The following is a 26,450-nucleotide window of genomic DNA, read 5'->3' as shown; positions in this document are numbered from 1 at the left end:
GTCAAATTGAAAAACATGAAAAATCAGCTTGAGTTTTTTGAAATACCCAGTCCCTGTGTCGGTGTCTGCGAAGTCAACAGCAAGGGCTTCTGCAAGGGCTGCTTCCGCTCGCGGGATGAGCGCCTGTATTGGCTGGAATTATCCACCGAGCAGAAACGACAGGTGGTACGTCTGTGCCAGTCGCGCAAGGCAAGAGTATTGCGGGCCAGACAGGAGGCCGCCGCCCAGCGGGATGCGGCGGGCGATGACCCGGTACAGTCCGGTCTGTTCTGAATAATGGAAAGCGGGGCGACTTTGCCGCCCCGCCGTCGATCACTCGACGAGCAGGCTCTGTTCAACGGGCCGCATTCAGTACGGGCAGATCAGTGGTGTTCGCGGGTGGCGTTGAACCGGATTTCCGGCCAGCGCTCCTCGGTCAGGCTGAGGTTCACCCGGGTCGGTGCCAGATAGGTCAGGTGCCCGCCGCCGTCCACGGCCAGGTTGTCCGTGGCCTTGCTGCTGAATTCCGCGAGCTTCTTCTTGTCGGTGGACTCGATCCAGCGGGCCGACCAGACGTTGATCGGCTCATACATGCATTCCACCTTGTATTCTTCTTTCAGGCGGCTGGCCACCACATCGAACTGCAGCACACCGACGGCGCCGAGGATGATGTCGTTGTTGCGCTCGGGGAAGAACACCTGGGTCGCGCCTTCCTCGGCCAACTCCTGCAGGCCCTGGCGCAGCTGCTTGGACTTGAGCGGGTCCTTCAGGCGCACGCGGCGGAACAGTTCCGGCGCGAAGTGCGGAATGCCGGTAAAGCTGACGTTCTCGCCGGCGGTGAAGGTGTCCCCGATCTGGATGGTGCCGTGGTTGTGCAGGCCGATGATATCGCCGCCCCAGGCTTCCTCCAGGCGTTCCCGGTCGCTGGAGAAGAAGGTCAGGGCGTCGGCGATCTTGATGTCCTTGCCGATTCGCACATGGCGCATCTTCATGCCTTGCTCGTACTTGCCCGAGCACACGCGCATGAAGGCGATCCGGTCGCGGTGGCGCGGGTCCATGTTCGCCTGGATCTTGAATACGAAACCGCTGAAGGTTTCCTCGGTGGGCTTGACCTCACGCTCCTGGCTCATGCGCGGCAGTGGTGCCGGCGCCCAGTCAACAAAGGCATCCAGCACATGGCTGACGCCGAAGTTGCCCAGCGCGGTACCGAAGAACACGGGGGTCAACTTGCCCGCCATGAATTCCTCCGGATCGAAGTCGTGGCACGCGCCTTGGACCAGCTCCAGTTCTTCCACGAAGTTGTCATACATGTCACCGAGCAGGGCGCGGGCTTCGTCGCTGTCCAGACCCTGGATGATCTTGTCCTCGGTACGTTCGTGGCCATGGCCGGGGGTGTAGACATGGATGCGATCGTTGGCCAAGTGGTAGACGCCCTTGAACTCCCGATAGCAGCCGATCGGCCAGGTGATGGGCGCGGCCTTGATGCTGAGCACCTCTTCGATCTCGTCGAGCAGTTCGATCGGGTCGCGGATATCCCGGTCGAGCTTGTTGACGAAGCTGATGATGGGCGTGTCGCGCAGGCGGCAGACGTTCATCAGGGCGATGGTACGGGGCTCCACGCCCTTACCGCCGTCGATCATCATCAGGGCACTGTCCACCGCGGTCAGGGTACGGTAGGTGTCTTCCGAGAAGTCCTCGTGGCCGGGGGTATCGAGCAGGTTGATCATATGGTCCCGGTAGGGGAACTGCATGACCGAGGTGGTAATGGAGATGCCACGCTGCTGCTCCATCGCCATCCAGTCCGAGGTTGCATGCCGGTCGGACTTGCGCGACTTGACCGTGCCGGCCACCTCGATCGCCTTGCCCATCAGCAGCAAGCGTTCGGTAATGGTGGTCTTACCCGCATCGGGGTGGGAAATAATGGCAAAGGTGCGGCGCTTGGCGACTTCTTTCTCGATATTGGACATGTTGCCTGTTCGGTTCGTGCTGGGGCGGGGAGGCGGCGGCGTGCCGGTCGGCTCCGGGCGAGGGTCATGGGATCGGCGCATATTGTGGCCGATTAGTCGGAGCAAGACAAAATTTAAATCCGCCATGGCCTCGCCGCGGAATCAGTTCACACCGTCAGATACCGCTGGATCAGTTCGTCATCCAGCGTCGCCATCGGTCCGGTTGCCACCGCGCGCCCGCGCTCCATGATGAAGAAATCATCGGCGGCGCGGCGCGCGAAGGGCAATTTCTGCTCCACCAGCAACACGGTCAAACCCAGTTCGCTATTCAGCTTGCGGATCACATCGCTGATGTCGCGGACAATATTCGGCTGGATGCCTTCGGTCGGCTCGTCGAGGATCAGCAGCTTGGGGTCGAGCACCAGCGCACGGCCGATGGCCAACTGTTGCTGCTGGCCGCCAGAGAGATCACCGCCGCGGCGATGCTTCATTTCCCTGAGCACCGGGAACAGTTGGTAGATCTGTTCCGGAATCTGCCTGGCCCGGTCGGGGCGGGCGCCGAGGGATATCTTCAGGTTTTCCTCGACGCTCAGCAGCGGGAATATCTCGCGGCCCTGGGGCACGTAGCCGATGCCGGCGCGGGCGCGGTTCTCGGTGCTCAGGCGAGTGATGTCCTGGCCATTGAACAGGATCTGCCCGTCCTTTACCGGCAACAGGCCGGTGATGCATTTGAGCAGCGTGGTCTTGCCGACGCCGTTGCGGCCCAGCAGGCAGCCGCAGGTGCCTTCCTTCAGTTCCAGGTCCAGATCCCAGAGGATATGGCTCTGGTTGTAGAACTGGTTGATGCCTTGAATGCTCAGCACGATGTCACTCCCCCAGATAGACTTCGATGACCCGCGGGTCGTTCTGTACCTGATCCATGCTGCCCTCGGCCAGCACCGAACCCTGATGCAGTACGGTGACTTTGCGCGCGATGGAGCGCACGAAAGCCATGTCGTGCTCGACCACGATCACCGAATGCCGGCCAGCCAGCGAGGTCAGCAGTCGGGCGGTGTGCTCGACTTCCTCGCCAGTCATGCCAGCCACCGGTTCGTCGACCAGCAGCACCCGCGGGTTCTGCACCAGCAGCATGCCGATTTCCAGCCACTGCTTCTGGCCATGGGACAGGGCGCCTGCGTCCTGGTGTGCTTGCGGGGTCAGACCGATCAGCGTCAGTACCTCATCGAGGCGGTCGCGCTGCTCTGCGCTCAGGTCGTGGTTCAGGGTGTACCAGACATGCTTGTCCGAAGCCGTGGCCAGCTCCAGGTTCTCGAATACCGACAGCGCTTCGAAGATAGTTGGCTTCTGGAACTTGCGGCCGATGCCGCCCCGGGCGATCTCATGCTCGGGCAGCTTCAGCAGATCGATGCGCTGGCCGAAGTACACGCTGCCGGTATCCGGCCGGGTCTTGCCGGTGATCACATCCATCATGGTGGTCTTGCCGGCGCCGTTGGGGCCGATGATGCACCGCAGCTCACCGTCGTCGATATATAGGTTGAGGTTATTTAACGCTTTGAAGCCATCGAAGCTGACGCTGACATCCTCGACATAAAGAATCGGGCCGTGACTGGTATCCACCGCCTTGCCGAATTCCGGCTTGGGGAGCATGAAGTCGAAGATCTGGTCGCGGCGCCAGGTTTCCCGCAGGCGATCGAGTGGGGTCATGACTTGTCTCCCTTGCGGCGTACATGGCCGAGCAGGCCGACTATTCCTTTTGGCAGCACCAGCGTCACCAGCACGAACAGGGCGCCGAGGATGAACAGCCAGGTTTCCGGCGAGAAGGTGGTGAAGAAGGTCTTGGCGTAGTTCACCGAGAAAGCGCCGACGATGGCACCGAACAGGGTGCCGCGCCCGCCGGTGGCGACCCACACGACCATCTCGATGGAGTTCAGCGGTGAGAATTCGCCGGGATTGATAATGCCTACCTGCGGTACATAGAGGGCGCCGGCAATAGCCGCCAGCATCGACGAGAAGACGAACAGCCAGAGTTTGTAGGATTCCACCTGGTAGCCGCAGAAACGGGTGCGGCTTTCGGCGTCGCGGATCGAGACGATCACCCGGCCCATACGCGAGGTGACGATATAGCGGCAGGCCAGGTAGCCGAGCACAAGGGCAATGGCCGAGGCGACGAACAGGCCGACACGGGTGGTCTTGGCAGCTAGGTCGAAGCCAAGGATTTCCTTGAAGTCATTGAGGCCGTTATTGCCGCCAAAGCCCATCTCGTTGCGGAAAAACGCCAGCATCAGCGCATAGGTCAGGGCCTGGGTGATGATCGCGAAATACACCCCGGTCACCCGCGAGCGAAACGCCAGCCAGCCGAACACCAGGGCCAGCAACCCAGGCACCAGCAGGATCATCAGTAGGGAAAACCAGAACATGTCGAAGCCCTGCCAGTACCAGGGCAGCGACTCCCAGTTGAGCACCACCATGAAATCCATCAGTTCCGGGTGGCCGTATACGCCCCGATCGCCAATCTGGCGCATCAGGTACATGCCCATGCCATAGCCGCCGAGGCTGAAGAAGGCGCCGTGGCCGAGCGAGAGAATTCCGCAGTAGCCCCAGATCAGGTCCACCGACAGGGCCAGCAGGGCGAAGCAGAGAAACTTGCCGAGCAGCGCCACGGTGAAGTTGGACACGTAGAACGGTGAGCTGGTGGGCACCACCAGATTGAGGATCGGCACCAGAATGGCAGTGAGGACGACCAGTCCGAGCACCACCATGCCGCCGCGATCACTGAGTAATAGACGTTGGGTTAGCATACTTCCCTCTCGATATCATTGGCTGTGGATGGCAGGCGAGCCTCAGTCCGCCGCCGCCCGCCCTTTCTGTGGGAAGAGTCCCTTGGGCTTCTTCTGGATGAACAGGATCAGCATGATCAGCACCAGTACCTTGGCCAGCATGGCGCCAGCATAGGGCTCCAGGAAATTGTTGATCAGCCCCAGGCTCATGGCGCTGACCAGGGTGCCCCAGAGGTTGCCGACGCCGCCGAACACCACCACCATGAAAGAGTCGATGATGTAGGCCTGACCGAGGTTGGGGCCGACGTTGGTGAGCTGCGACAGCGCGACCCCGGCGACCCCGGCGATGCCGGAACCGAGGCCGAAGGTCAGTGCATCGACCCAGCTGGAACGCACTCCAACGGCGCGCGCCATGGCGCGGTTCTGCGAGACGGCGCGGACCTTCAGGCCGAGCGCGGTGCGTTTCATCACCAGCATCAGGGCGAAGAACACCAGCAGGCCGAAGATCAGGATGTACAGCCGGGTATAGGTGATCGATAGCACCGGGTTGATGGTTAGCGTGCCGCTGATCCACTCGGGTGAACTCACCGAACGGTTGAGCGGGCTGAACAGGCTGCGCACCGCCTGTTGCAGCACCAGGCTGAGACCGAAGGTGGCCAGCAGGGTTTCCAGCGGCCGTCCATAGAGGAAGCGGATCACCCCACGCTCGATGGCGATGCCGACCAGGGCAGTGATCAAAAAAGCCGCGGGAATGGCGATCAGCAGGCTCCACTCGATCAGGTTGGGAAATAGCACTTGCACGCCCCAGGTGGTGTAGGCGCCGATCATGATCAACTCGCCATGGGCCATGTTAATCACGCCCATCACGCCAAAGGTGATGGCCAGTCCGATCGCCGCCAGCAGTAGTACCGAGCCGAGGCTGAGGCCGAAGAACAGATTTTCTACGAAGCGGTAGAAACCGATGCGTCCCTGAATGGACTCGATGGCCTCCGCTGCGGCGGCGCGCAGCTCGGGATCGGCGTCATTCGCGGCAATCCCGCGCAGGGCGTTGCGCGCTTCCTGCTCCAGCGAGCCGCTGAGCTCATTGATGGCGGCCTGGCGAATACCGCTGTCGGCCGATTGCAGCCGGTACACCGCCAGTGCGGTAGTGATCGCACCCTGCACTCGATCGGACTCTTCAAGCTCCTGATGCGCGTGCAGCAGCGCAGCGGTGTCGGCATTGACGCCATCACGAATAAAGCGCTGCACGGCGGCGTAGCGCTTGTCGGTATCGGAGTGGTTGAGGTGCAGCTGCGCCACCTGGCCGCGCAGCTGGGTGCGCAGGTTGTTGTTGACCGGAATCCGGCGCAAGCCGGTGCTATCGCTCAGCGCGGTACCGGTCAGTGCATCGGTCAGCTGTTCGCCGCTGCGTATGGCAATGGTGGGCGGGGTATCCTTGTCGGCCAGCAGCTCACCGGCCAGCAGGGCATTGAAAATGTCGGCCAGGCGTTCGTCGCGCTGGTTGGACAGCTGGTTGATGGTGGCGGTGCGGTCGCGCAGGCTACCGCCAGGCAGTTGTTGGACCAGTTGCTCGAAGCTCGGCTGCGCGGCAGGCACGGCACCCGTCCGGGCTTCGGCGGGGGCCGCGGGGGATTGCGCGCTGGCGTGCAGGGGCAGGGCGCTGAAGCACATCAGCCAGAGCAGCACGGCGTGCAGGGTATGCCGGGGTGTGAAGCGGCAAGGAGGGTTCATAGCGGCGGTCCTGGTATGGTTCGGAGTAATCAAACGCAGCGGCGATGGGCTGCTGCTGCGGATTCCGCTGGCGATAGTGCCGCCAGCGGTTCGGTCTGCTGGTTACTCGGGCTGGGCGCCCAGGCAGGTTTTGCTGGCGGTGTTGTAGTTGCCGCAGTTGATCGGTGCGGTCCAATCGGCTTCCAGGTTCTTGCTGCCTTCCAGGTAGTCGGACCAGGCATCGCCGGGCACCAGTTCATCTGTGCTCGACACGGTGAGGAACTGGCCGTCGTTCTGGATTTCACCGATCAGCACCGGCTTGGTGATATGGTGGTTGGGCAGCATCTTGCTGACACCACCGGTCAGGTTCGGCACTTCCACGCCAACCAGGGCGTCGATCACCTTGTCGCTGTCGGTGGTGCCAGCCGCTTCGACTGCTTTTACCCACATGTTGAAACCGATGTAATGGGCTTCCATTGGGTCGTTGGTGACGCGCTCGGTGTCGCCGATGAAATCGTGCCAGGTCTTGATAAAGGCGGCGTTCTCCGGGGTTTCCTCGCTCATGAAATAGTTCCAGGCGGCCATGTGGCCGACCAGCGGAGCGGTGTCGATACCGGACAGCTCCTCTTCACCGACCGAGAAGGCGATCACCGGGATGTCTTCGGCGGACACGCCCTGATTACCCAGTTCGCGGTAGAAGGGGACGTTGGCGTCACCGTTGATGGTGGATACCACGGCGGTCTTCTTGCCGGTGCTGCCGAAGCGCTTGATCTCGGCGACGATGTTCTGCCAGTCGGCATGACCGAACGGGGTGTAGTTGATCAGGATGTCTTCGTCGGCCACGCCATTGGCTTTCAGGTAGGCTTCAAGGATGCGGTTGGTGGTGCGTGGATAAACGTAGTCGGTGCCGGCCAGTACCCAGCGCTCGATCTCCAGTTCATCCTTCAGATAGTCGACGGCCGGGATCGCCTGCTGGTTCGGCGCGGCGCCGGTGTAGAATACGTTGCGCGAGGATTCTTCGCCCTCGTACTGCACCGGGTAGAACAGGATGCCGTTGAGTTCCTCGATGACCGGCAGTACCGCCTTGCGTGATACCGAGGTCCAGCAGCCGAAAATTGCATCGACCTGATGCTGCTCAAGCAGATCACGGGTGCGTTCGGCGAACAGCGGCCAGTTGGAGGCAGGATCGACCACCACGGGCTCCAGTTTCTTGCCGAGCAGACCGCCTTTCTTGTTCTGCTCTTCGATCAGCATCAGCATGGTATCTTTCAGGGTGGTTTCCGAAATTGCCATAGTGCCGGACAGCGAATGCAGTACGCCGACCTTGATGGTGTCCGCCTGCGCCGCCAGAGCGGTCAGGGCCATGCTACAGGCAACGCCGAGCGCCCCGGCCTGTTTGACCATTTTCTTCAGTTTCATGTGTCCATCTCCATTGTCGTGATCGTGTCCAACAGCTGTGAAAATCGATTTCGAACAGCGGGTGCAGCACTCCGGGCCCGGTCGTCCTGCGCCGGGCCTTCTGGTTTCAGCTATTTGCCTGCAGTGGCGGGTAGCTGTTGTTCGGTTGGTGTCGTGCCTGGAAAATCATGTGCAGGGTGATCCGCCGGACCTCTGCCTTGCTGTCCTCGATATGGCTTTTCAGCAGCCATTGCGCCTCGTCGCTGCGGCGCTCGATGATGTGGCGCAGGATGTTGGCGTGCTCCACATAGGTGGCCTCGATCCGGGGGCGCTTGGTGAAGTCGATGCGCCGTACGATGCGCAGGCGTTCGGTCACGTCGTGGTGAATGCGCGCCATTTCCGTATTGCCGCAGGCTTCCACCAGCTGTTCATGGAAGCGCTCATCCAGGCTGCAGACCGTCGGGCCATGCTCCAAACGGTCTTCCGCTGCTACCAGCCAGATGCGCTCGAGCGCGCTCAAGTCGGGGGCTGGTTCCATTGCACAAAGGCGCTTGACGGCAGCCATTTCCAGCACGATGCGCACGTCATACAGCTGCTCGAACTGCTGGAAATCCAGGGGGTTGACCTGCCAGCCGCTGCGAAACGACACCTCGACGAAGCCCTCCCGCTGCAGGCGGCTCAGCGCCTCGCGCACCGGCGTGCGGCTGGCCTGCATGCGCGCGGCAATTTCGCTTTCGGTAAAGCGATCACCGGGCAGTAGCTGGAAATCGAAAATGCTCTGCTTCAACTGCTGGTAGATCCGCTCGGTCAGGTTCTGCCTGCGCACGGTGCTCATTCCTCGAGAACCAGCAATAGGTCCCCGGCGTTCACCTGCCGGCCTGCCGCGCAGTGAATGGCGCCGACCCGGGCATTGCGATCGGCATGCACGGCGAATTCCATTTTCATCGCCTCGACGATCAGCAGCGGCTGGTCCGCTTCCACGCGTTGGCCAGGCTCCACTAGCAGCTTCCAGATATTGCCGCTGATATCGGCGGTGACCGCATGGCCGTCCACCTCGATCGGCCCGCTCTGGATATTCACCTGCAGGGCGGCGTCGACCTGGGCCTCTTCGTCGGACCGCCACAGCGCCACCTCCCGGGTGAATGCCGCTTGCTGGCTGGCCTTGAAGGCGGCGATGCTGTCAGCGTTGTGGTGCAGAAACTCCTGGTGCTCGGCCAGATCGAACCAGCCCTCATCGATACGCAGGCTCAGGCGGCCTTCGCGGAAGGCGTCGCGCTGCTCGTCCAGTTCGGCTTCGCTGACCGGGTAATAGCGCACCTGATCGAAGAATTTCAGCAACCAGGGCTCGCCGTTGATGAACGCCGGGCTCTTGAGGAAGGTATTCCAGATCGGCAGGGTGCGTCCGACCAACTGGTAGCCGCCTGGTGAGTCCATGCCGTAGATGCACATGTACACACCGCCGATGCCCACCGTGCCCTCGGCGGTATGGGTGCGCGCCGGGTTGTACTTGGAGGTCAGCAGGCGGTGGCGTGGATCGACCGGCACCGCGCAGGGCGCGCCGAGGTAGACGTCGCCCAGACCGAGCACCATATAGCTGGCGCTGAACAGGATGTCGCGTACCTGATTGACACTGTCCAGACCATTGATGCGGCGCATGAATTCGGTATTGCTTGGCAACCAGGGCGCGGTGTCGCGCACCGATTGGCGATAGCGGACCACGGCATCCAGGGTGGCGGAGTCCTCGAAGGCCATGGGCAGGTGGATGATGCGGCTGGGCACGCGCAGGCTGGCGGCATCCGGCAACTGGGTTTCCAGCACTACCAACTGGTCGATCAGCGTATCTTGGTGAATGATCCGACTATCGTAGTTCAACTGCAGGGAGCGCACCCCGGGGGATAGCTCGATGATGCCGTCAATGGGCTGGGCCTTGAGCGCTTCCATCAGCGCATGCACACGCAGGCGCAGGCTCAGGTCCAGTACGTTGGCGCCATACTCGAGCAGAATGTATTTATCGCCGGCCTGCCGGTAGGTGACGCTTGGTCGGTCGCCGTGCTCGGCCAGGCTGGCCAGGATGCAATCGGGCAGACCGGTTGCCGACGGGGGTTGCACTGCCTGCGCGAGCATCGGCTGCTCGGCCAATTGCTCGATGGCGCGGTCGGTTGCCCGTTCCATCGCCAGGGCCTGGTCGAAACTCAGGGGCTTGAAGCGGATGCGGTCTCCTGGCTTGACCTGGCCGACCTTCCACAACTCGGCCTTGGCGATGGTCACAGGGCAGACGAAGCCGCCAAGACTGGGGCCGTCCTTGGTCAGGATCACCGGCATATCGCCGGTGAAGTTGATCGAGCCGACGGCGTACTCGGTGTCGTGGATATTGGACGGGTGCAACCCGGCTTCGCCGCCGTCGCTGCGGGCCCAGGTCGGCTTCGGCCCGTTCAGGCGAATGCCCAGGCGATTGGAGTTGTAGTGCACTTCCCAGGCGGTGGCGAAGAACATCTCGATGGCGTCTTCGGTGAAGAAGTCTGGGGCGCCGTGCGGGCCGTAGAGCACGCCGATTTCCCACTCGCTGGGATAGTCGGGAACCAGTGCTGCTGGCGCGGCAGCGGGTGGATACAGCGGCGCTGGCGTGGTGCAGGCGACGATCTGCGGATTGCTGATCGGCAGCATGTCGGTGGCCCGCAGCGTACGGCCGGCGTGGCCGCCGAACTGGCCGAGGACGAAGGTCGAACGGCTGCCCAGATACACCGGCACATCGAAGCCGTTACGCACCGCGAGGTAACCGCGGCAGCCTGTCTCGGCCTTGCCGACGACCAGCACCTGTCCGGCCTTGACCGCAACCGGCACCCAGAAGGGCACGCTTTCGCCGTCCAGCCGGGCATCCGAGCGGGCTCCAGTGAGGGCGATCAGCGTATCGCTGTGAAAGCGCAGGGTCGGGCCGATCAGGGTGCATTCCAGCCCTGCGGCGCCGGCATGGTTGCCGACGATGCGGTTGGCCAGTCGGAAGGCATAGTCGTCCATCGGCCCGGACGGGGGCACGCCGACGCTCCAGTAACCGGCGCGGCCGGGATAATCCTGCACGCTGGTATAGGTGCCGGGCTGGATGACTTCCACCACCGGCGGGCGGTAAGTGAAGGTGGCCAGCCGGTTAGTGGCTACGTCGCCCTGGGCGAAGAACTCGGTGGCGATGATCTGCCGTAGGTAATCCAGATTGCTGGCGATGCCGGCCACGCGGGTGGCGTCGAGCGCCTCGCGCATCTTACCGAGCGCCTCGGCGCGGTCGCGGCCATGCACGATGATCTTGGCGATCATCGGGTCGTAATAGGGTGACACTTCGGTGCCGGTGGCGACCCAGGTATCGATGCGGGCGCTGGTGGGAAAGCTGACGTCGCTTAACACTCCCGGCGAGGGCTGGAAGTCGCGGACCGGGTCCTCGGCATACAGGCGTACTTCGATGGCAGCGCCGCTGGGCTGGATGTCGATGTCCAGCGTCGGCGGTTGGCCGCTGGCGGTGCGGATCATCCATTCGACCAGGTCGACGCCGGTGCAGGCTTCGGTGATCGGATGCTCTACTTGCAGGCGGGTGTTCACCTCGAGAAAGTAGAAGGCGTCGCGGGCGGCATCGTAGATGTACTCCACTGTGCCGGCGGAGCGGTAGTTGACCGCCTTGCCGAGGTTCACCGAGGCGTCCAGTAATTGCTGGCGGGTGGCGGCCGGCAGCTGCGGCGCCGGGGTTTCCTCAACCACTTTCTGGTTGCGCCGCTGCAGCGAGCAGTCGCGCTCGCCGAGGGCTATTACGCTGCCCTGGCCATCACCGAAGATCTGTACTTCGACATGCCGGGCGTTGTCGACAAAGCGTTCGAGGAATACGCCACTGTCACTGAAGAAGTTCTTTCCCAGGCGCTTGACGCTGTCATAGGCGTCGATCAGCGTCGCCTGGTCGTCGCAGCGGGTCAGGCCTATACCGCCGCCGCCGGCGGTGCTTTTCAGCATCACCGGGTAGCCCAGCCGCTCGGCGGCGCTGAGCGCCTCGTCCAGCGAGCCAAGCAGGCCGGTGCCGGGCGTCAGCGGCACGCCGGCCTGTTCGGCGATTTCGCGCGAGCTGTGCTTGAGGCCGAACTGGCGAATCTGCTCCGGTGTCGGGCCGCAGAAGGCGATACCGGCGGCTTCGCACTGTTCGGCGAAGGCGGCGTTTTCGGAGAGAAAACCATAGCCGGGAATGATTGCCTGCGCGCCACTGTCGCGGGCGGCGGCGAGAATCAGGTCGGTGCGCAGGTAGCTTTCGGCAGCGCTGTTGCCGCCCAGGCTGATGGTCTGATCGCAGGCGCTGACATGGGCGCTGTTGCGGTCGGCGTCGGAATGCACCGCGACCGATTTGATGCCCATGCGCTTCAGGGTGCGGGCGATCCGCACGGCGATCTCGCCGCGGTTGGCTATGAGTACGGTATGCAGCATTGGAGTCATTCCTTTACCAACCGCGCGAGGCGATATAGGCGCGCCAGCCGCCCAGGTGAGTGATATCGGTTGCGCCCTCGACAGCGGCACCCTCGCAAATGAAGCCCTTGACCTCGCGGCCGTCTTGCAGGGTCAGTGTGCCGATGCCCAGCGGGGCGGGAATCAGCGCGACGAAGCTGCCGAACAGATGGGTCGGCATGTCCCACAGCTCCACTTCGATCGGTGCGCCGTTGGCCGAGCGGACCAAGCCGGGCTTGGGCGGTGTGGTGTCGGGCAGGGCGAACAGGCGGTAGTTGTCTGCACTGAACGTGGCTTCGACGAAGCGTGCATGGCGCTCGGTCAGTTGCCCGTTGAGCGGCATGCCGCTCAGGTGAGCGCCGACCACGGCCAGGCGTATATGGCCGTCGGGTACCTGGTTGCTGACCGGTGGTGTCGGCAGGCGGCGATCGGTGGCGCCGAGTGCCCAGGGCGCGTGGGCCTGCCAGCGCCGGCCGAATTCGGCCAGGGCGGCATCCTGCCAGGCGGCGCCGACCAGGGTGATGCCAAAGGGCAGGCCATCGGCGCGGATACCGGCGGGCAAGGCCAGGGCCGAGCAGTCGGCCAGATTGACGAAGTTGGTCCAGATGCCCAACTGGCTGTTGCCGTCTACCGGGTTGCTGGCCAGGGTGGCGAGGGTCGGCAGGGTCGGCGCAGTGGGCACTAGCAAGGCATCCACCGATTGCATCAGGGTCTGGATCTGGCGCGCCAGATCGGCGCGGCGGTATTCGGCGCGGAAGCTGTCGGTGGCGCTGAAATGGCCAGCCTGCTCGATGATGCCGCGTACCACGGGGTTCATCTGCTCGGCATGCCCGCCGATGAATTCCTGGATGGCGACGTAGCGCTCGGCTACCCAAGGCCCGCCGTAGAGTAGCTGCGCCAATTCCTGCATGGGGCTGAAGTCCAGCTCCAGCAATTCCACGCCAATCTCACCCAGCTGGGCCAGGGCGGCTGCCCAGGCTGCTTCGGCCTGGCTGTCGCCAAACCATTCCGGCCTGGCGGGAATACCGAAGCGCGGGTGTTCGCCCATGGGGCTGGCCGGCAGCGTCGCGCTGCGCGAATAGCTGTCGCTAGGATCGAAGCCTTCGAGTATTGCGGCCACCGCCTCGGTGTCCGCCACGTTCAGCGCGAATACCGAGACGCAGTCCAGGCTGCGGCAGGCGGGAATCACACCGTTGGTGCTGAAGCGCCCGCGGGTAGGCTTCAGCCCGACGATATTGTTGAAGCCGGCGGGCACCCGGCCAGAGCCGGCGGTATCGGTGCCTAGGCTGAACGGCACTAGGCCACGGGCGACCGCGACGGCCGAACCGGAGCTGGAGCCACCGGATACATAGTCCGGGTTAAAGCTGTTGGGCACCGCACCGTAGGGTGAACGGGTACCGACCAGGCCAGTGGCGAACTGGTCGAGGTTGGTCTTGGCCAGCACGATGGCCCCGGCCGCGCGCAACCGGGCGACACTGGTGGCATCTTGGCTGGGGGTATAGGCGAAGGCCGGGCAGGCGGCGGTGGTCGGCAGTCCGGCCACGTCGATGTTGTCCTTGGCCACGAAGGGAATACCGTACAGCGGTAGATTGATCGCATCGGGCAGGGCGTCGAGCTCATTGAGCTGGGCATCGAGTTCGGCGCCGGAGACCACGTGAATCCATGCCGGGTCCCCACTATGCAGCTGAGCGCGCAGATTGTGCAGGGCGCCAGAGGGGGTTATGGATCTATTTCGATAGGCCTGGCGCCATTCTTCGAGCGTCCATCCGGTTTGCTGCGACATTGAACCTCCCGTGCGTCTGAATACCGTCTTGTATGCAAGAGGTGTTCAGCAGGGAGCGTGCCAACCGCGGAAAATAATTTTATGGGTTAAAAAATATTAATAAAAATCAATGCATAGCAGCGGGTTAGATAACCTGATTACCGGGTCGTCTGGAGTGGGTGGACAGGCTGGCTGCGCGCCCTTTCAGTGCCAGCGGGTGATGGGGCGAGTGGATTTGGTGCGCCCGCGCTGGCCCGTAGGTGTCGGGCAGGGCGGCATGCGGCGCCCTCAGGTGGGGCGCCACTTGCTGCGAATATCCATGAAATCCTGCAACACCGCGGCCTCGCTGGAGCGGATATGCAGGCCCAGCTTGGAGCGGCGCCAGAGCACATCCTGGGCCGTGGTGGCCCACTCGGTCTGGATCAGATAATGCACTTCCCGGGCGTACAGATCGGCACCGAAATGGCGGCCCATGTCATCCATGCTGCGGCAGCCGTTCAGCAGTTCATGGGTGAGCGTACCGTAGCTGCGGGTGAAGCGTCGGGCCGTCGCGTCGGGTAGCCAGGGATAGAGCTTCTGCAGGTCGGCCAGCAATGTCTGCTGATCCCGGAAGTCGCCGCCGGGCAGGGTCGCTTCGCGGGTCCATGCCCGCGCCGGGCTGTGCAGCAGCTCGCAGAGCTGGTCGGTGGCTTCCTCCGCCAGCCGGCGGTAGGTGGTGATCTTGCCGCCGAGTACCGACAGCAATGGCGGGTGGCCGTGCTGGGCATGCACATCCAGCAGGTAATCCCGGGACGCAGCCTGGGCCGCACCATCCTCACCGTCGAACAGCGCCCGGACGCCGGCATAGCTCCAGAGGATATTGCGCCGGGTCAGTTGCTGGCGGAAGTGGTTGTTCACCACATGCAGTAGGTAATTGCCTTCTTCAGTTGAAAGCTCAGCTGCAGCGGGGTCGCCCTGGTAGTCCACGTCGGTGGTGCCGATCAGGGAGTAATTCTGTTCATAGGGAATGACGAAAACGATGCGGTTATCTTCATTCTGTAGGATGTAGGATTCCTCTCCGGCATGCAGGCGCGGCACCACGATGTGGCTGCCCTTGACCAGACGCAGGGGACGCCGGATCGGTGTATCGATGACCGACTCCAGCAGGTCAGCCGCCCAGGGGCCGCCGGCATTGACCAGTGCCCGGCTGCGGTAGCTGCGGCGCTGACCGCTCTGGCGGTCCTCCAGTGTCACCTGCCAGAGGTCGTCGACGCGCCGGGCATCGACGCAGGCGGTACGGGGCAGAATGCGGGCGCCCCGCTGGGCAGCGGCCCGCGCGGTCAGCACCACCAACCGGGCATCATCGACCCAGGCATCGGAATACTCGAAGCCGCGAACAATTTCCGGTTTCAGCGGGCTGGTCTGGTCGAAGCGCAGGCCGCGGGAGCCGGACAGGGTTTCGCGGCGAGCCAGATGATCATAGAGGAACAATCCGAGGCGGATCATCCAGGCCGGGCGCAAGTGCGGCCGATGGGGCAGGCGAAAACGCATCGGCCAGATGATATGCGGCGCATTGCGCAGGAGCGCCTCACGTTCGGCCAGGGCCTTGCCGACCAGGCGGAACTGGTAGAACTCCAGATAGCGCAGCCCGCCGTGGATCAGTTTGCTGCTGCGCGAGGAGGTGGCCGAGGCCAGGTCATCCTGTTCGCACAACAATACCTTCAGACCGCGCCCGGCAGCATCCATGGCGATGCCGCAGCCATTGATGCCCCCTCCGATGATGATTACATCATGAATGTCATCATCTGCTGCCAGGCTTGGACTGTGAACGGGTGCGTCCCGCATGTCGGAAATTCCTCTGCTGAGTGGGCCACGAACATCACCCACGATGGATTATTGCATAAGAGCAGCCTCAACCTATTGACCGCGAACTCGCTTGGTTTTATGGTGCGCACCGAACGTTGAGGCTGGCACGATCCATACGGCTCAAGTACTGACGACGAGACAGCAAGACCGGTTCCCCAGGGGAGCGGACTTATTGCTTTCGGCGCACGCCTTGGGAAGTAGGCGAACCAAAGTGGGGATACTGATCAGACGTTCGCACCCCCGGGTTGTGTGTTGGCTATGCGTTCAGAGTCGCTTACGGAAGGCGTCCCTCGTCCTGGTTCCTGACCAGGGGATAGGTACGCCTGTCTGCCCTGCAGCTGATCCCAATGTCCCCACGCGGCCCGACACCAGACCTTATGCTTTGGAGCCGACGCCATGACCATCAAGCTCGACGAATATTTTGACCGCGATACCTTCAGCCGTATCCGTGCCTGTGCTGATCAGCATGAAACCCCCTTTCTGGTCGTGGACCTGAAAACCATCGACCGCGCCTATGACGAGCTGGTCGAGGGCTTTCCCTACGGCAAGATCTACTATGCTGTCAAAGCCAACCCAGCCAACGAAGTGCTGAGCCTGTTGAAGAACAAGGGCTCGAATTTCGATATCGCCTCCATCTATGAGCTGGAGAAGGTGATGGCGCTGGGCGTCAAGCCGGAACAGATCAGCTTCGGCAACACCATCAAGAAATCGGCACACATCCGCGCGTTCTATGAGAAGGGCGTACGCCTGTATGCCACCGACTCCGAAGCTGACCTGCGCAACATCGCCAAGGCCGCGCCGGGCTCGAAGATCTATGTACGCATCCTGACCGAAGGATCCACCACCGCCGACTGGCCGCTGTCGCGCAAGTTCGGCTGCCAGACCGACATGGCCATGGATCTGCTGGTACTGGCCAAGGAGCTGGGCCTGGACCCCTATGGCGTTTCCTTCCATGTCGGCTCGCAGCAGCGCGACATCGGCGCCTGGGATGCGGCTATCGCCAAGGTCAAGGTAATCTTCGAGCGCCTGAAGGAAGAAGACGGCATCGTATTGAAGATGATCAACATGGGCGGCGGCTTCCCGGCCAACTACCTGACCAAGACCAATACCTTGCAGACCTATGCTGAGGAAATCACCCGTTTCCTGCAGGAAGATTTCGGTGACGAACTGCCGGAAATCATTCTGGAGCCAGGGCGTTCGCTGATTGCCAACGCCGGTATCCTGGTCAGCGAGGTGGTGCTGGTCTCGCGCAAATCCCATACTGCGCTGGAGCGTTGGGTATTCACCGACGTGGGCAAGTTCTCCGGCCTGGTGGAAACCATGGACGAGGCGATCAAGTTCCCGATCTGGACCGACAAGCGCGGCGAGCTGGAAGAAGCCGTCATTGCCGGCCCGACCTGTGACAGCGCCGACATCATGTATGAGAATTACAAATACGGCCTGCCGCTGAATCTGGCGATCGGCGACCGGCTGTACTGGCTGTCCACCGGTGCCTACACCACCAGCTACAGCTCGATCGAGTTCAATGGCTTCCCGCCGTTGGAGGCGTTTTACGTCTGAGAAGGTGGCGACGGGGGCGGGGCGCGCTCGACCGGGTCGCGCCCGACCTCCCAGCCATGATGCGGGGATGGAAACTGCATGAATTACCCGCTGTTACTGATGTACCTGGCGTCTATCACGCTGCTGATTTCGACGCCCGGCCCGGTTGTTGCGCTGGTCATCAGCGATGCTTCCCGGTTTGGGTTTCGTCACGCCTTGCGTACCGTGCTGGGCACCAACCTGGCGTCGTTGCTGCTCATCGGCAGTGCGGCGCTGGTGATTTCCGGGCTGCTATCGATCAATGATCTCTGGTTGCGCTGGGTCAGTCTGCTGGGTTGTGTCTTTATTGGCTGGGTCGCCTGCGCAACATTGCGCAGCGAATTTGCCGTGACGCCAGCAGTAGCGGATAGCGTTGCCACCCCTGCTGCCAGCCGGCGGCAATATCCCATGCTGAACGGTTTTCTGGTCGGGATCTCGAATCCGAAGGACATTGTGTTCTTCATTGCCTTTTTTCCACAGTTCATCGGCATCACCGCTGGCGCGGGATTGAGCCTGACGATTCTTACTGCCTTGTGGATCGTTTTCGATCTGCTGATTCTGGTGGCCTACATTGCGGTAATGAAGGGTGGGATCTTCCAGCGCAATCGGCGAATCATCTCGATCCTCTCCGCCGGGTTTCTGCTGGTTATCGCTGTAGTCGGTGCCGGTTTTTCGCTGCTGGAACTTGCCGGGTCGTTGCGGTAGAACCGTCTGGCGACTACAGCAGGGCGGCGGCTTCTTCGTCGAGAATAATGGTCGTATCCGGATGACGCTGCAGGGCTGAGGCCGGGACAGCTTCGGTGACCGGGCCGTTGACCATCTGGCTGATACATTCGGCCTTGGCCTTGCCGCTGGCGATCAGCAGGATGGAGCGTGCTTCCAGGATGTTCTTGATGCCCATGGTGATGGCCGTGGTGGGCACCTCCTCCAGGGAATTGAAGAAGCGCTGATTATCCTGTCGGGTTTTCTCGGCCAGTTGGGTGAGAAAGGTTTCCCGTTCGAAGGGCGTGCCCGGCTCGCAGAAGCCGATATGGCCATTGCTGCCGATGCCGAGTAGCTGCAGGTCGACTGTCGCCTGGCGCAGCAGGGCGTTGTAGGCGTCGCACTGGCTCTGCAGATCGCCCCCTTCGGCGCAGGGGATATGCCGGTTTTCCGGCTGGATATCGATGTGACTGAACAGATTGTCGTGCATGAAGCGGAAGTAGCTTTCCGGATGGCTGCGCGGCAGACCGCAATATTCATCCAGATTGAAGGTCTGTACTTCCTTGAAGGAAATCTCACCTGCCCGGTAGCGTTCGACCAGATACTGGTAGGTACCTTGTGGTGTGCTGCCGGTGGCCAGCCCCAGGGTGCAGCGGGGTTTGCTGCTTACCAGGTCTGCGATGATCCGGCCGGCGGTGGTACTGAGCTCGTTGTAGTTCTTGACGGTGATGATCTTCATGCGCTCGGGTCCTGGGCCGGTGGCCAGAGATAAAGCGCTGGATTCTACTCCGCGAACGCAACGGGTTGAAAGCGAAATGCCCATTTTTGCCCCAAAATGGGGCAAAAATGGGTCAGAGGCAGGACGTACTCAGCTGAACTTCTGGATATTCTGCATCAGTTCTTTCAGCGCTTCGATGTTGTCCTTCGGATGCACGGCATTCTCGAAGCTGCACAGCTGGTCGAAATTGGCCTGTACATCTTCCGGGCTGAAGCCTTCATCCGGATTGAAGCCGATGCCCAGCGAACGCTCCCAACGCACCTTGCCCATCCAGCCGCCGCCGACTTCGAACAGGCTGGAGGTTTCCTGGCACTGCTCGGAGCACAGGTAGACCACCAGCGGACTGACCAGCTCGGGCTTGAGCTTCTCGAACGCACCGGGCGGGAACAGGCCTTCGGTCATGCGCGTACCACCGGTCGGGGCGATGGCGTTGACGAAGATGTTGTTCTTGCGGCCTTCGATGGCCAGGGTGCGGGTCAGACCATACAGCCCCAGCTTGGCCATGCCGTAGTTGGCTTGACCGAAGTTGCCATAGATGCCGGAAGTGGACGCGGTGAAGATGATACGGCCGAAGTTCTGCTCTTTCATGTGGTTCCAGGCGGCATGGGTCACCTTGTAGGCCCCTTCGACATGCACCTTGTACACCAGGTCCCAATCGGCATCGGACATCTTGGCGAAGCTCTTGTCGCGCAGGATACCGGCATTGTTGACTACCACATCGACCCGGCCGAAGTTGTCCATGGCGCACTGTACGATCTTGTCGCCGTCCACCACGCTGTCCGGGTTGGCGATCGCGGTACCGCCGGCGGCCTTGATTTCCTCGACCACTTTCAGCGCCGCTTCACTGTTGGCGCCTTCTCCCTGGGTGCTGCCACCCAGATCGTTGACGATAACCTTGGCGCCATGCTTGGCGAACAGCAGTGCGTGAGCGCGGCCGATGCCACCACCGGCGCCGGTGACGATGACCACCTTGTCTTCAAAACGGATGTCGCTCATGGAGATCTCCTTGGCAGGAATGCATTGCGGAACCCTAAGGCACCACGGAAAAGTTGCCGCACAGTGTCATGCAGTTGCCGAGAACCGGCAAGCCGTTCCGGGCTGGTGAATGGTCTGACATAAATAATCTGCCCACCCCGAATAAAGCATTAGCCATTCGATAGGTGGCCGATCGGCGCGCGGCGCTATGCTCGGCTGGCTGCGACATTTATGCGCCTGATGGGAGACGGTGATGGAGAATCGGGACCTCTGGGTGGATCACGCCAAGGCACTGGGTATCGTCCTGGTGGTATACGGGCATGTATTGCGTGGGCTGCACAGCGCCGGAATTCCCATGCCGGAAACCTTCTATCAACTGTCGGACAGCATTGTCTACAGCTTTCACATGCCGTTGTTCTTCTTTCTGGCGGGGCTATTCTTCCGGCAATCGCTGGCGGCAAAGGGCGCCCGTGGGATGGTGTTCAGCAAGCTCGACAGCATCTTCTACCCCTATGTGCTGTGGTCCATTCTCCAGGGGCTGATCGAGGCTGCTCTGGCCGATTACACCAACGGCGCGGTCACCTATGCGGAGGTGTTTGCGCTGCTATGGGCGCCGCGGGCGCAATTCTGGTTCCTGTATGCCTTGCTGCTGTGCTTTCTGCTGGCCGTTGCGGTGTTCAGCCTGTCCCGGCGCTCGATCTTGCCAGTAGTCGTGATCGCGGCGCTGCTTTATCTATTCCCGCCGCTGCTGCCAGAAGTCGTGGCATTGCGCTATATCGCGGATAATTTCGTGTTTTTCGCGTTGGGTATCCTCTATGCGGACCAGGTGCGTGGAATGGTTGCGTCTGGCTGGCAGGTATTGTTCATGCTGGGGTTGTTCGCGGCCGCCCAATACGGCTTCCATGGTCTGCTGGAACTGCATTATGCCGATCGGGGAATGTTGTCGCTGCTGCTGGCGCTGCTCTCGATCGCGGCTGTGGTAACGCTCTGCTGCTGGTCCGCCCGCCGGCCGTTGGGATTTGTCGCCTATCTGGGTACGGCTTCCATGGCGATCTATCTGATGCATATCCTGGCCGGCAGCGGCGTGCGTGTGTTGCTCAAGGTCGGTGGTGTGGATTCGTTCCTGCTGCACGCCGTGGCGGGGGTGGCCGGCGGCCTGTTGCTGCCGCTGCTCGCGCTGGCCATCGCCCAGCGGCTGCAGTTGCGCTATCTGTTTTCCGCACCTATCAGCCGCTGGCTGACCCTGCCCGTCAATTGGAATCAGCCGCGGGCAGGGCGCTGAGCTGGCTCAGATCTTGAAGCTGTCCACCAACTGCTTGAGCCTGCCGGCCTGATGGGACAGGGCATCACAATCGCCGAGGGTTTCCTGAAGGTTCGCCACGCCTTGCTGGTTGAGCAGGTTGATCTGGCTGATATCCATGTTCAGCGCTTCGACCACGGTGGTCTGCTCCTCGGTGGCGGCTGCCACCGACTGGTTCATGGCGTCGATCTCGACGATCCGCTCCATCACGGTGCCCAGCCGTTCGCCGGCCTGGTTGGCCACATCGACACTCTCGACGCTGGATGCCTGGCTGGCGTGCATGGTATTCACCGCTTCCTGGGAGCCCTGCTGCAGGGTGGTGATCATGCGGTGAATCTCCTCGGCGGACTCTTGGGTGCGGTGGGCCAGATTACGTACTTCATCGGCCACCACGGCAAACCCGCGACCCGCATCGCCGGCTCGGGCAGCTTCGATTGCGGCGTTGAGTGCCAGCAGGTTGGTCTGCTCGGAAATGCCCTTGATCACATCGAGGATATGGCTGATGTCCTCGGTACTGGTATTCAGGGTCTCGATCTGTTCCCGCGAGGTATTGATGGTATCGGACAGGGCAGTCATCGCCTGAATGGTCCTGGCCATGACCTGCCGCCCATCTTCCGCTTGCTCGCTGGCGTTGCTGGCCTGGTTGGAGGCGTCGGCCGCGTTGCGGGCAATTTCCTGAGCGGCGGCGCCCAGCTCGTTGATGGCTGCGGCCACGCTTTCGGTGCGAGCGCTCTGTTCGTTGGAGCCGGCAATGGACGAGTTAGACGCGTTCATTACCCGCACCGCCAGGTCATGCACCTGACCTGTAGCAGAGGCCACTTCGCTGATGGAGGCATGGATGCGTTCGACGAACTGATTGAACGAGGCGCTCAGCTCACCGAATTCGTCGCGGCTTTCGACCGCCAGCCGGCGGGTCAGATCACCTTCACCGTCGGCGATATCCGCCATCGCCCGGCCCATGTTCTGCAGCGGACGCATCAGTATTTTGATCAGCAGGCTCAGCAGCATGGCAATGGCGACTACTGCGACCAGCATGGCGATGATCGCCGAGGTGCGGAACTGCGCCAGCGGGGCGTAGGCCTGGTCCCGATCGATGGATAGGCCGATGTACCAGTTCACCGAGGGCAGGCCGGCGACCGGGGTAAAGGCCAGCAATCGCTGGCGGCCATCGAGCTGCACGCTCTGCAGGCCTGACTCGATGCGCAGCCTATCGCCGGTGTAGATATCACTGAGGTTCTTCATCAACTGATCCGGCTCGGGCGTGACCAGTACCCGACCGTCACCGTTAACCAGAAAAGCGTGGCCCAGGCCGCCAAAATCCACCGAGTTGATGAGATTGACCAATGTTGCAAGGCTTAAGTCGCCGCCGGCTACGCCAACCGGTTGGCCATGGCGTTCTACTGGTGTAGCCAGGGTTACCATCAGATCACCGGTAGGGGCCATATAAGGTTCCGTCAGAATTGATCGGCCAGCGCTTGCCGCATCGGTGTACCACTGCCGATCGCGCGGGTCGTAATCTTCGGGTAACTCTGTCTCCGGACGTTGAATGAAGAGGCCGTCAGCGGCACCCAGATAGGTGAACATGAAATTGGAAGTAAAGGTCGACTGACCGATCAGTTCGGCCTGGGCGTCTGGCAAGTTCTGGGCAGCGATATTTTCGGCCAGGTTTTCCATCAGCAACACGCGGCCACTTACCCAGTTTTCCACGCTGCCGGCGGTGAGCGTGCCCGCCTGGCTTATTGAGAATTCGAGATTGGTCTGAATGCTGTTGCGTTGCAGATAATCGTTGTACAGCGCGAATAGAGAGAACGCCAGAATGACGATGCCGCAGCCGGCAAGCAGGATTTTATGACTGAATTTGAGGTTCATGGCCGCCTGTACCTTGGAAAACGGAAAGCCGGGCCAGAAGGTGCCCGGTCGGTTACGTCAAGGTCGTATCGGCAGCGAGACAGGGAGCTTGAGGGCGAAAGACGCCCGCCCAGCGGGCAGGCGTCAGCCATTGGTCACACCAGTTCGATGGCTACCGCAGTCGCTTCACCGCCACCGATGCACAACGAGGCCACGCCACGCTGGCCGCCGGTCTGTTGCAGGGCGTTGATCAGCGTCACGATCAGCCGCGAGCCGGTGGAGCCCACCGGGTGACCCTGGGCGCAGGCGCCGCCAAAGATGTTGACCTTGCTGTGATCCAGCCCGTGTTCGCGCATGGCCAGCATGGTGACCATGGCGAAGGCTTCGTTGATCTCGAACAGATCGACATCATCCTTGCTCCAGCCGATCTTGTTGAACAGGTTGGTCATGGCACCGACCGGGGCGAGGGTGAACTCGCTCGGGTCCTGGCTCTGGGTGGCGTGGCCGACGATCCGGGCCAGCGGCTGGAGGCCGCGACGCTTGGCTTCGGACTCGGTCATCAGCAGCAGGGCACTGGCACCATCGGAGATCGAGCTGGCGTTGGCAGCGGTGATGGTGCCGTCCTTGGCGAAGGCCGGACGCAGGCCGGGAATCTTCTCGATATTGGCGTTGTGCGGCTGTTCATCATCCTTGACTACCACGTCGCCCTTGCGCGAGGCCACGGTCACCGGAATGATTTCGCTGTTCAGGGCGCCACTGTCAATGGCCTTCTTGGCCCGGGTCAGGGACTCGATGGCGTAGGCATCCATATCTTCGCGGGTCAGACCGTACTTGGTCGCGGTTTCCTGGGCGAAGGAGCCCATCAGCCGACCGGTCTGCGCATCTTCCAGGCCGTCGAGGAACATGTGGTCCTTGATTTCGCCATGGCCCATGCGCAGCCCGCCGCGCGCTTTCTCGATCACGTAAGGGGCATTGGACATGCTTTCCATACCGCCGGCGAGCATGATCTGATTGGAGCCAGCCTTGAGCATGTCAGTCGCCATCATCACTGCCTTCATGCCTGAACCGCAGAGCTTGTTGATGGTGGTGCAGCCGGTGGCGCTGGGTAGCCCGGCCTTGAGACTGGCCTGGCGGGCGGGACCCTGCTTGAGGCCGGCTGGCAATACGCAACCCATGATCACCTCTTCGACATCCGCCGGGGCGATGCCGGCCCGTGCCACCGCCTCGCGGATGACCAGAGCGCCAAGATCTACCGCCGATACGCTCGACAGGCTTCCCTGAAAACCACCCATGGGCGTACGGACGCCGCTGACAATGACAATGCTTTCGGACATGGTGACTCCTGAAAATATGACTGATTGTTTATTTATGGTCATCAAGCGACTTTATACGCGCTTTAAACCCTTATTGTCGACTGCAAACCTTTGTATGATCGGGATACACAAGAGCCATGGTTGTCCTGCTCCGCTGTCGCTATATTAAATGCAGAACCGCGGGGCAGGCCCCGGCAAGCCAACAACAAGAAAGGTCGCATCATGTTGAATACACGGATTTTACCGCCCACCGAGCAGGCTCACTCCACGCCGTTGCTGATCAAGAACCTGTTGCTGTCGGGGGTGCGCTATGAAGCCTCGCAGGAAATTGTCTATCGGGACATCAGCCGTTACGACTATGCCACCTTCAACCAGCGTATCTGCCGGCTGGCCAATGCGCTGACCCAGGCGGGGGTCAAGGCCGGGGATACCGTGGCGGTACTGGATTGGGACAGCCACCGTTATCTGGAATGCATGTTTGCCATTCCGATGATTGGCGCTGTGCTGCACACCGTGAATGTGCGGCTGTCGCCGGAGCAGATCGTGTACACCATGAATCACGCTGACGACATCATGGTGTTGGTCAACAGCGAATTCCTGCCGCTGTACCAAGCCATTGAGCCGCAACTGACCACAGTGACGTCGACCATTTTGCTCACCGACGGTGAAGACAAGGCTGCCGAACTGCGCGGGTTCGCCGGTGAGTATGAGCAGTTGCTGGCTGCGGCGGACAGCACCTATGAATTCGCCGATTTCGACGAGAACTCGGTCGCCACCACCTTCTACACCACCGGCACCACCGGCAACCCCAAGGGTGTGTATTTCACCCACCGGCAATTGGTGCTTCACACCCTGACCCAGGCCGGCATGCTCAATGGCCTGGGGCATGAGCAACTGCTCAGTAACCGTGACGTCTACATGCCGATCACGCCGATGTTCCATGTGCATGCCTGGGGCATGCCCTACACCGCGACCATGCTCGGTGTAAAACAGGTCTATCCCGGCCGTTACGATCCGGAGCTGCTGGTCAAGCTGATCCAGCAGGAGCAGGTGACCTACTCGCATTGCGTACCGACCATTCTGCAGATGCTGCTCAATGCCAAGGCAGCCGAGGGACACGATTTCGGTGGGATGAAAATCATCATCGGCGGCAGCGCCCTGACCCGCGGTTTGTACAAGACGGCTGGCGCCCGGGGCATTCGCCTGTCCGGTGCCTACGGCATGTCGGAAACCTGCCCGCTTATTTCCGCCGGCTACAATAACCTGCAGATCGAGGCCGGCAGCGAAGAGGAGCAGATCACCTACAAGATCAAGGCCGGCGTGCCGGTGCCCCTGGTCGAAGCGCGGATCATGGATACCGAGGGTCATTTCCTGCCCCATGACGGGCATACTCAAGGCGAGCTGGTATTACGCGCGCCTTGGCTCACCCAGGGCTATTTCAAGGAGCCGGAAAAGAGCCGCGAGCTATGGGAACATGGCTGGATGCATACCGGCGACGTGGCGACCATCGACCCTACCGGCAGCATCGACATCCGCGACCGGATCAAGGACGTGATCAAGACTGGCGGCGAATGGTTGTCGTCCCTGGAGCTGGAAAGCCTGATCAGCTTGCATCCGGCGATCCGGGATGTGGCGGTGGTCGGTGTTCCGGACCCGCGCTGGGACGAGCGGCCCTTCGCCCTGGTGGTGGTTGCCGCGGGGCAGGAGATGGACGCCAGGCGCCTCGCTGAACATCTGCAGCCCTTCGTGGATGATGGCCGCATCAACAAGTGGGCGGTGCCCACACAGATTGCCGTTATCGACGAGATCCCCAAGACCAGTGTCGGTAAGCTCGACAAGAAGCGTATTCGCGTGGAAATTGCCGACTGGCTGGAGCAGCAGGCACCCTGCATTTCCTCGCTCTGACACCGGAGTCCTGGGAGGGACGAGCGCCCGCTCGTTCAAGGTGCCGTGGCGCAGTTCCTTTCATCGAGCTGGTGCTCGACGTTCCCAGGGAAACCGCCTTCGGCATGTTTGCGGGTGCGGGTCTGCTGTTTGAAAGGTATTCTTCTGCATAAATAAACAAGGAGAAT

Annotated in this window: 19 protein-coding genes; 5 read left to right on the top strand and 14 right to left on the bottom strand. The window is 61.8% G+C overall.

Annotation, left to right across the window (positions count from 1 at the left end; genetic code table 11):
• Positions 1-15: 15 nt before the first annotated feature.
• Positions 16-273: a DUF1289 domain-containing protein gene (locus BM267_RS04470; protein WP_036989302.1), complete on the top strand. Its 258-nt coding sequence runs from the start codon at positions 16-18 to the stop codon at positions 271-273.
• 89 nt (positions 274-362) lie between these two features.
• Here the strand turns inward: BM267_RS04470 and BM267_RS04465 are convergent, their stop codons facing one another.
• From BM267_RS04465 to glpD, 10 genes are all read right to left on the bottom strand, one after another.
• Positions 363-1,946: a peptide chain release factor 3 gene (locus tag BM267_RS04465; protein ID WP_074777691.1), complete on the bottom strand. Its 1,584-nt coding sequence runs from the start codon at positions 1,944-1,946 to the stop codon at positions 363-365.
• 146 nt (positions 1,947-2,092) lie between these two features.
• Positions 2,093-2,788 (bottom strand): urea ABC transporter ATP-binding subunit UrtE, encoded by a 696-nt coding sequence (gene urtE, locus BM267_RS04460; protein ID WP_036989304.1) that lies wholly within the window; start codon positions 2,786-2,788, stop codon positions 2,093-2,095.
• Between the two features lie 4 nt (positions 2,789-2,792).
• Entirely contained in the window at positions 2,793-3,572 is a 780-nt protein-coding gene (urtD, locus tag BM267_RS04455) for an urea ABC transporter ATP-binding protein UrtD (protein ID WP_074778693.1), read from the bottom strand.
• Between the two features lie 53 nt (positions 3,573-3,625).
• Positions 3,626-4,723: an urea ABC transporter permease subunit UrtC gene (urtC, locus tag BM267_RS04450; RefSeq protein WP_074777692.1), complete on the bottom strand. Its 1,098-nt coding sequence runs from the start codon at positions 4,721-4,723 to the stop codon at positions 3,626-3,628.
• Between the two features lie 42 nt (positions 4,724-4,765).
• Positions 4,766-6,433 carry an urea ABC transporter permease subunit UrtB gene (gene urtB / locus BM267_RS04445; protein ID WP_074777693.1) on the bottom strand — a complete coding sequence of 556 codons (1,668 nt, stop codon included), beginning with the start codon at positions 6,431-6,433 and terminating at the stop codon, positions 4,766-4,768.
• 102 nt (positions 6,434-6,535) lie between these two features.
• Positions 6,536-7,831: an urea ABC transporter substrate-binding protein gene (gene urtA / locus BM267_RS04440; protein ID WP_074777694.1), complete on the bottom strand. Its 1,296-nt coding sequence runs from the start codon at positions 7,829-7,831 to the stop codon at positions 6,536-6,538.
• A gap of 106 nt (positions 7,832-7,937) precedes the next feature.
• On the bottom strand, positions 7,938-8,645 hold the full coding sequence (locus BM267_RS04435; RefSeq protein ID WP_036989310.1) for a GntR family transcriptional regulator: 708 nt from the start codon (positions 8,643-8,645) through the stop codon (positions 7,938-7,940).
• On the bottom strand, positions 8,642-12,259 hold the full coding sequence (uca, locus tag BM267_RS04430) for an urea carboxylase (protein ID WP_074777695.1): 3,618 nt from the start codon (positions 12,257-12,259) through the stop codon (positions 8,642-8,644). The genes BM267_RS04435 and uca overlap by 4 nt, the downstream gene beginning before the upstream one ends.
• 13 nt (positions 12,260-12,272) lie before the next feature.
• The gene (gene atzF, locus BM267_RS04425; protein ID WP_074777696.1) at positions 12,273-14,060 is read right to left on the bottom strand and encodes an allophanate hydrolase; all 1,788 of its coding nucleotides are present in this window, start codon (positions 14,058-14,060) and stop codon (positions 12,273-12,275) included.
• A 267-nt stretch (positions 14,061-14,327) separates the two neighbouring features.
• Entirely contained in the window at positions 14,328-15,863 is a 1,536-nt protein-coding gene (gene glpD / locus BM267_RS04420) for a glycerol-3-phosphate dehydrogenase (protein ID WP_074777697.1), read from the bottom strand.
• A 417-nt stretch (positions 15,864-16,280) separates the two neighbouring features.
• Here glpD and BM267_RS04415 point away from each other — a divergent pair, with 417 nt between their 5' ends.
• Positions 16,281-17,444, top strand: a complete 1,164-nt coding sequence (locus tag BM267_RS04415; protein WP_036989320.1) for a type III PLP-dependent enzyme — start codon at positions 16,281-16,283, stop codon at positions 17,442-17,444.
• A 78-nt stretch (positions 17,445-17,522) separates the two neighbouring features.
• The gene (locus BM267_RS04410; RefSeq protein ID WP_074777698.1) at positions 17,523-18,167 is read left to right on the top strand and encodes a LysE family translocator; all 645 of its coding nucleotides are present in this window, start codon (positions 17,523-17,525) and stop codon (positions 18,165-18,167) included.
• A 13-nt stretch (positions 18,168-18,180) separates the two neighbouring features.
• Here the strand turns inward: BM267_RS04410 and nagB are convergent, their stop codons facing one another.
• Together nagB and BM267_RS04400 are read right to left on the bottom strand one after the other, a co-directional pair.
• On the bottom strand, positions 18,181-18,903 hold the full coding sequence (nagB, locus tag BM267_RS04405) for a glucosamine-6-phosphate deaminase (RefSeq protein ID WP_036989327.1): 723 nt from the start codon (positions 18,901-18,903) through the stop codon (positions 18,181-18,183).
• A gap of 129 nt (positions 18,904-19,032) precedes the next feature.
• Positions 19,033-19,938 carry an SDR family oxidoreductase gene (locus BM267_RS04400; RefSeq protein ID WP_036989329.1) on the bottom strand — a complete coding sequence of 302 codons (906 nt, stop codon included), beginning with the start codon at positions 19,936-19,938 and terminating at the stop codon, positions 19,033-19,035.
• 232 nt (positions 19,939-20,170) lie between these two features.
• On the opposite strand from BM267_RS04400, the gene BM267_RS04395 reads away from it, so the two are divergent.
• Entirely contained in the window at positions 20,171-21,199 is a 1,029-nt protein-coding gene (locus tag BM267_RS04395; RefSeq protein WP_051610781.1) for an acyltransferase family protein, read from the top strand.
• Between the two features lie 6 nt (positions 21,200-21,205).
• On the opposite strand, the gene BM267_RS04390 is transcribed toward BM267_RS04395, so the two are convergent.
• Complete coding sequence (locus BM267_RS04390; protein WP_074777700.1) at positions 21,206-23,086, bottom strand: methyl-accepting chemotaxis protein; 1,881 nt, start codon at positions 23,084-23,086, stop codon at positions 21,206-21,208.
• A 134-nt stretch (positions 23,087-23,220) separates the two neighbouring features.
• Positions 23,221-24,399 carry an acetyl-CoA C-acyltransferase gene (locus tag BM267_RS04385; RefSeq protein ID WP_036989332.1) on the bottom strand — a complete coding sequence of 393 codons (1,179 nt, stop codon included), beginning with the start codon at positions 24,397-24,399 and terminating at the stop codon, positions 23,221-23,223.
• Positions 24,400-24,600: 201 nt separating this feature from the next.
• Here BM267_RS04385 and BM267_RS04380 point away from each other — a divergent pair, with 201 nt between their 5' ends.
• Positions 24,601-26,283 carry a fatty acid--CoA ligase gene (locus BM267_RS04380; protein WP_074777702.1) on the top strand — a complete coding sequence of 561 codons (1,683 nt, stop codon included), beginning with the start codon at positions 24,601-24,603 and terminating at the stop codon, positions 26,281-26,283.
• The last annotated feature ends 167 nt before the right edge of the window (positions 26,284-26,450 follow it).

The sequence above is a fragment of the Halopseudomonas bauzanensis genome, assembly GCF_900114735.1.
In the GTDB taxonomy this organism is placed as follows: domain Bacteria; phylum Pseudomonadota; class Gammaproteobacteria; order Pseudomonadales; family Pseudomonadaceae; genus Halopseudomonas; species Halopseudomonas bauzanensis.
The sequence above is the reverse complement of the archived record's forward strand: the minus strand, read 5'-3'. Positions and strand labels throughout refer to the sequence as shown.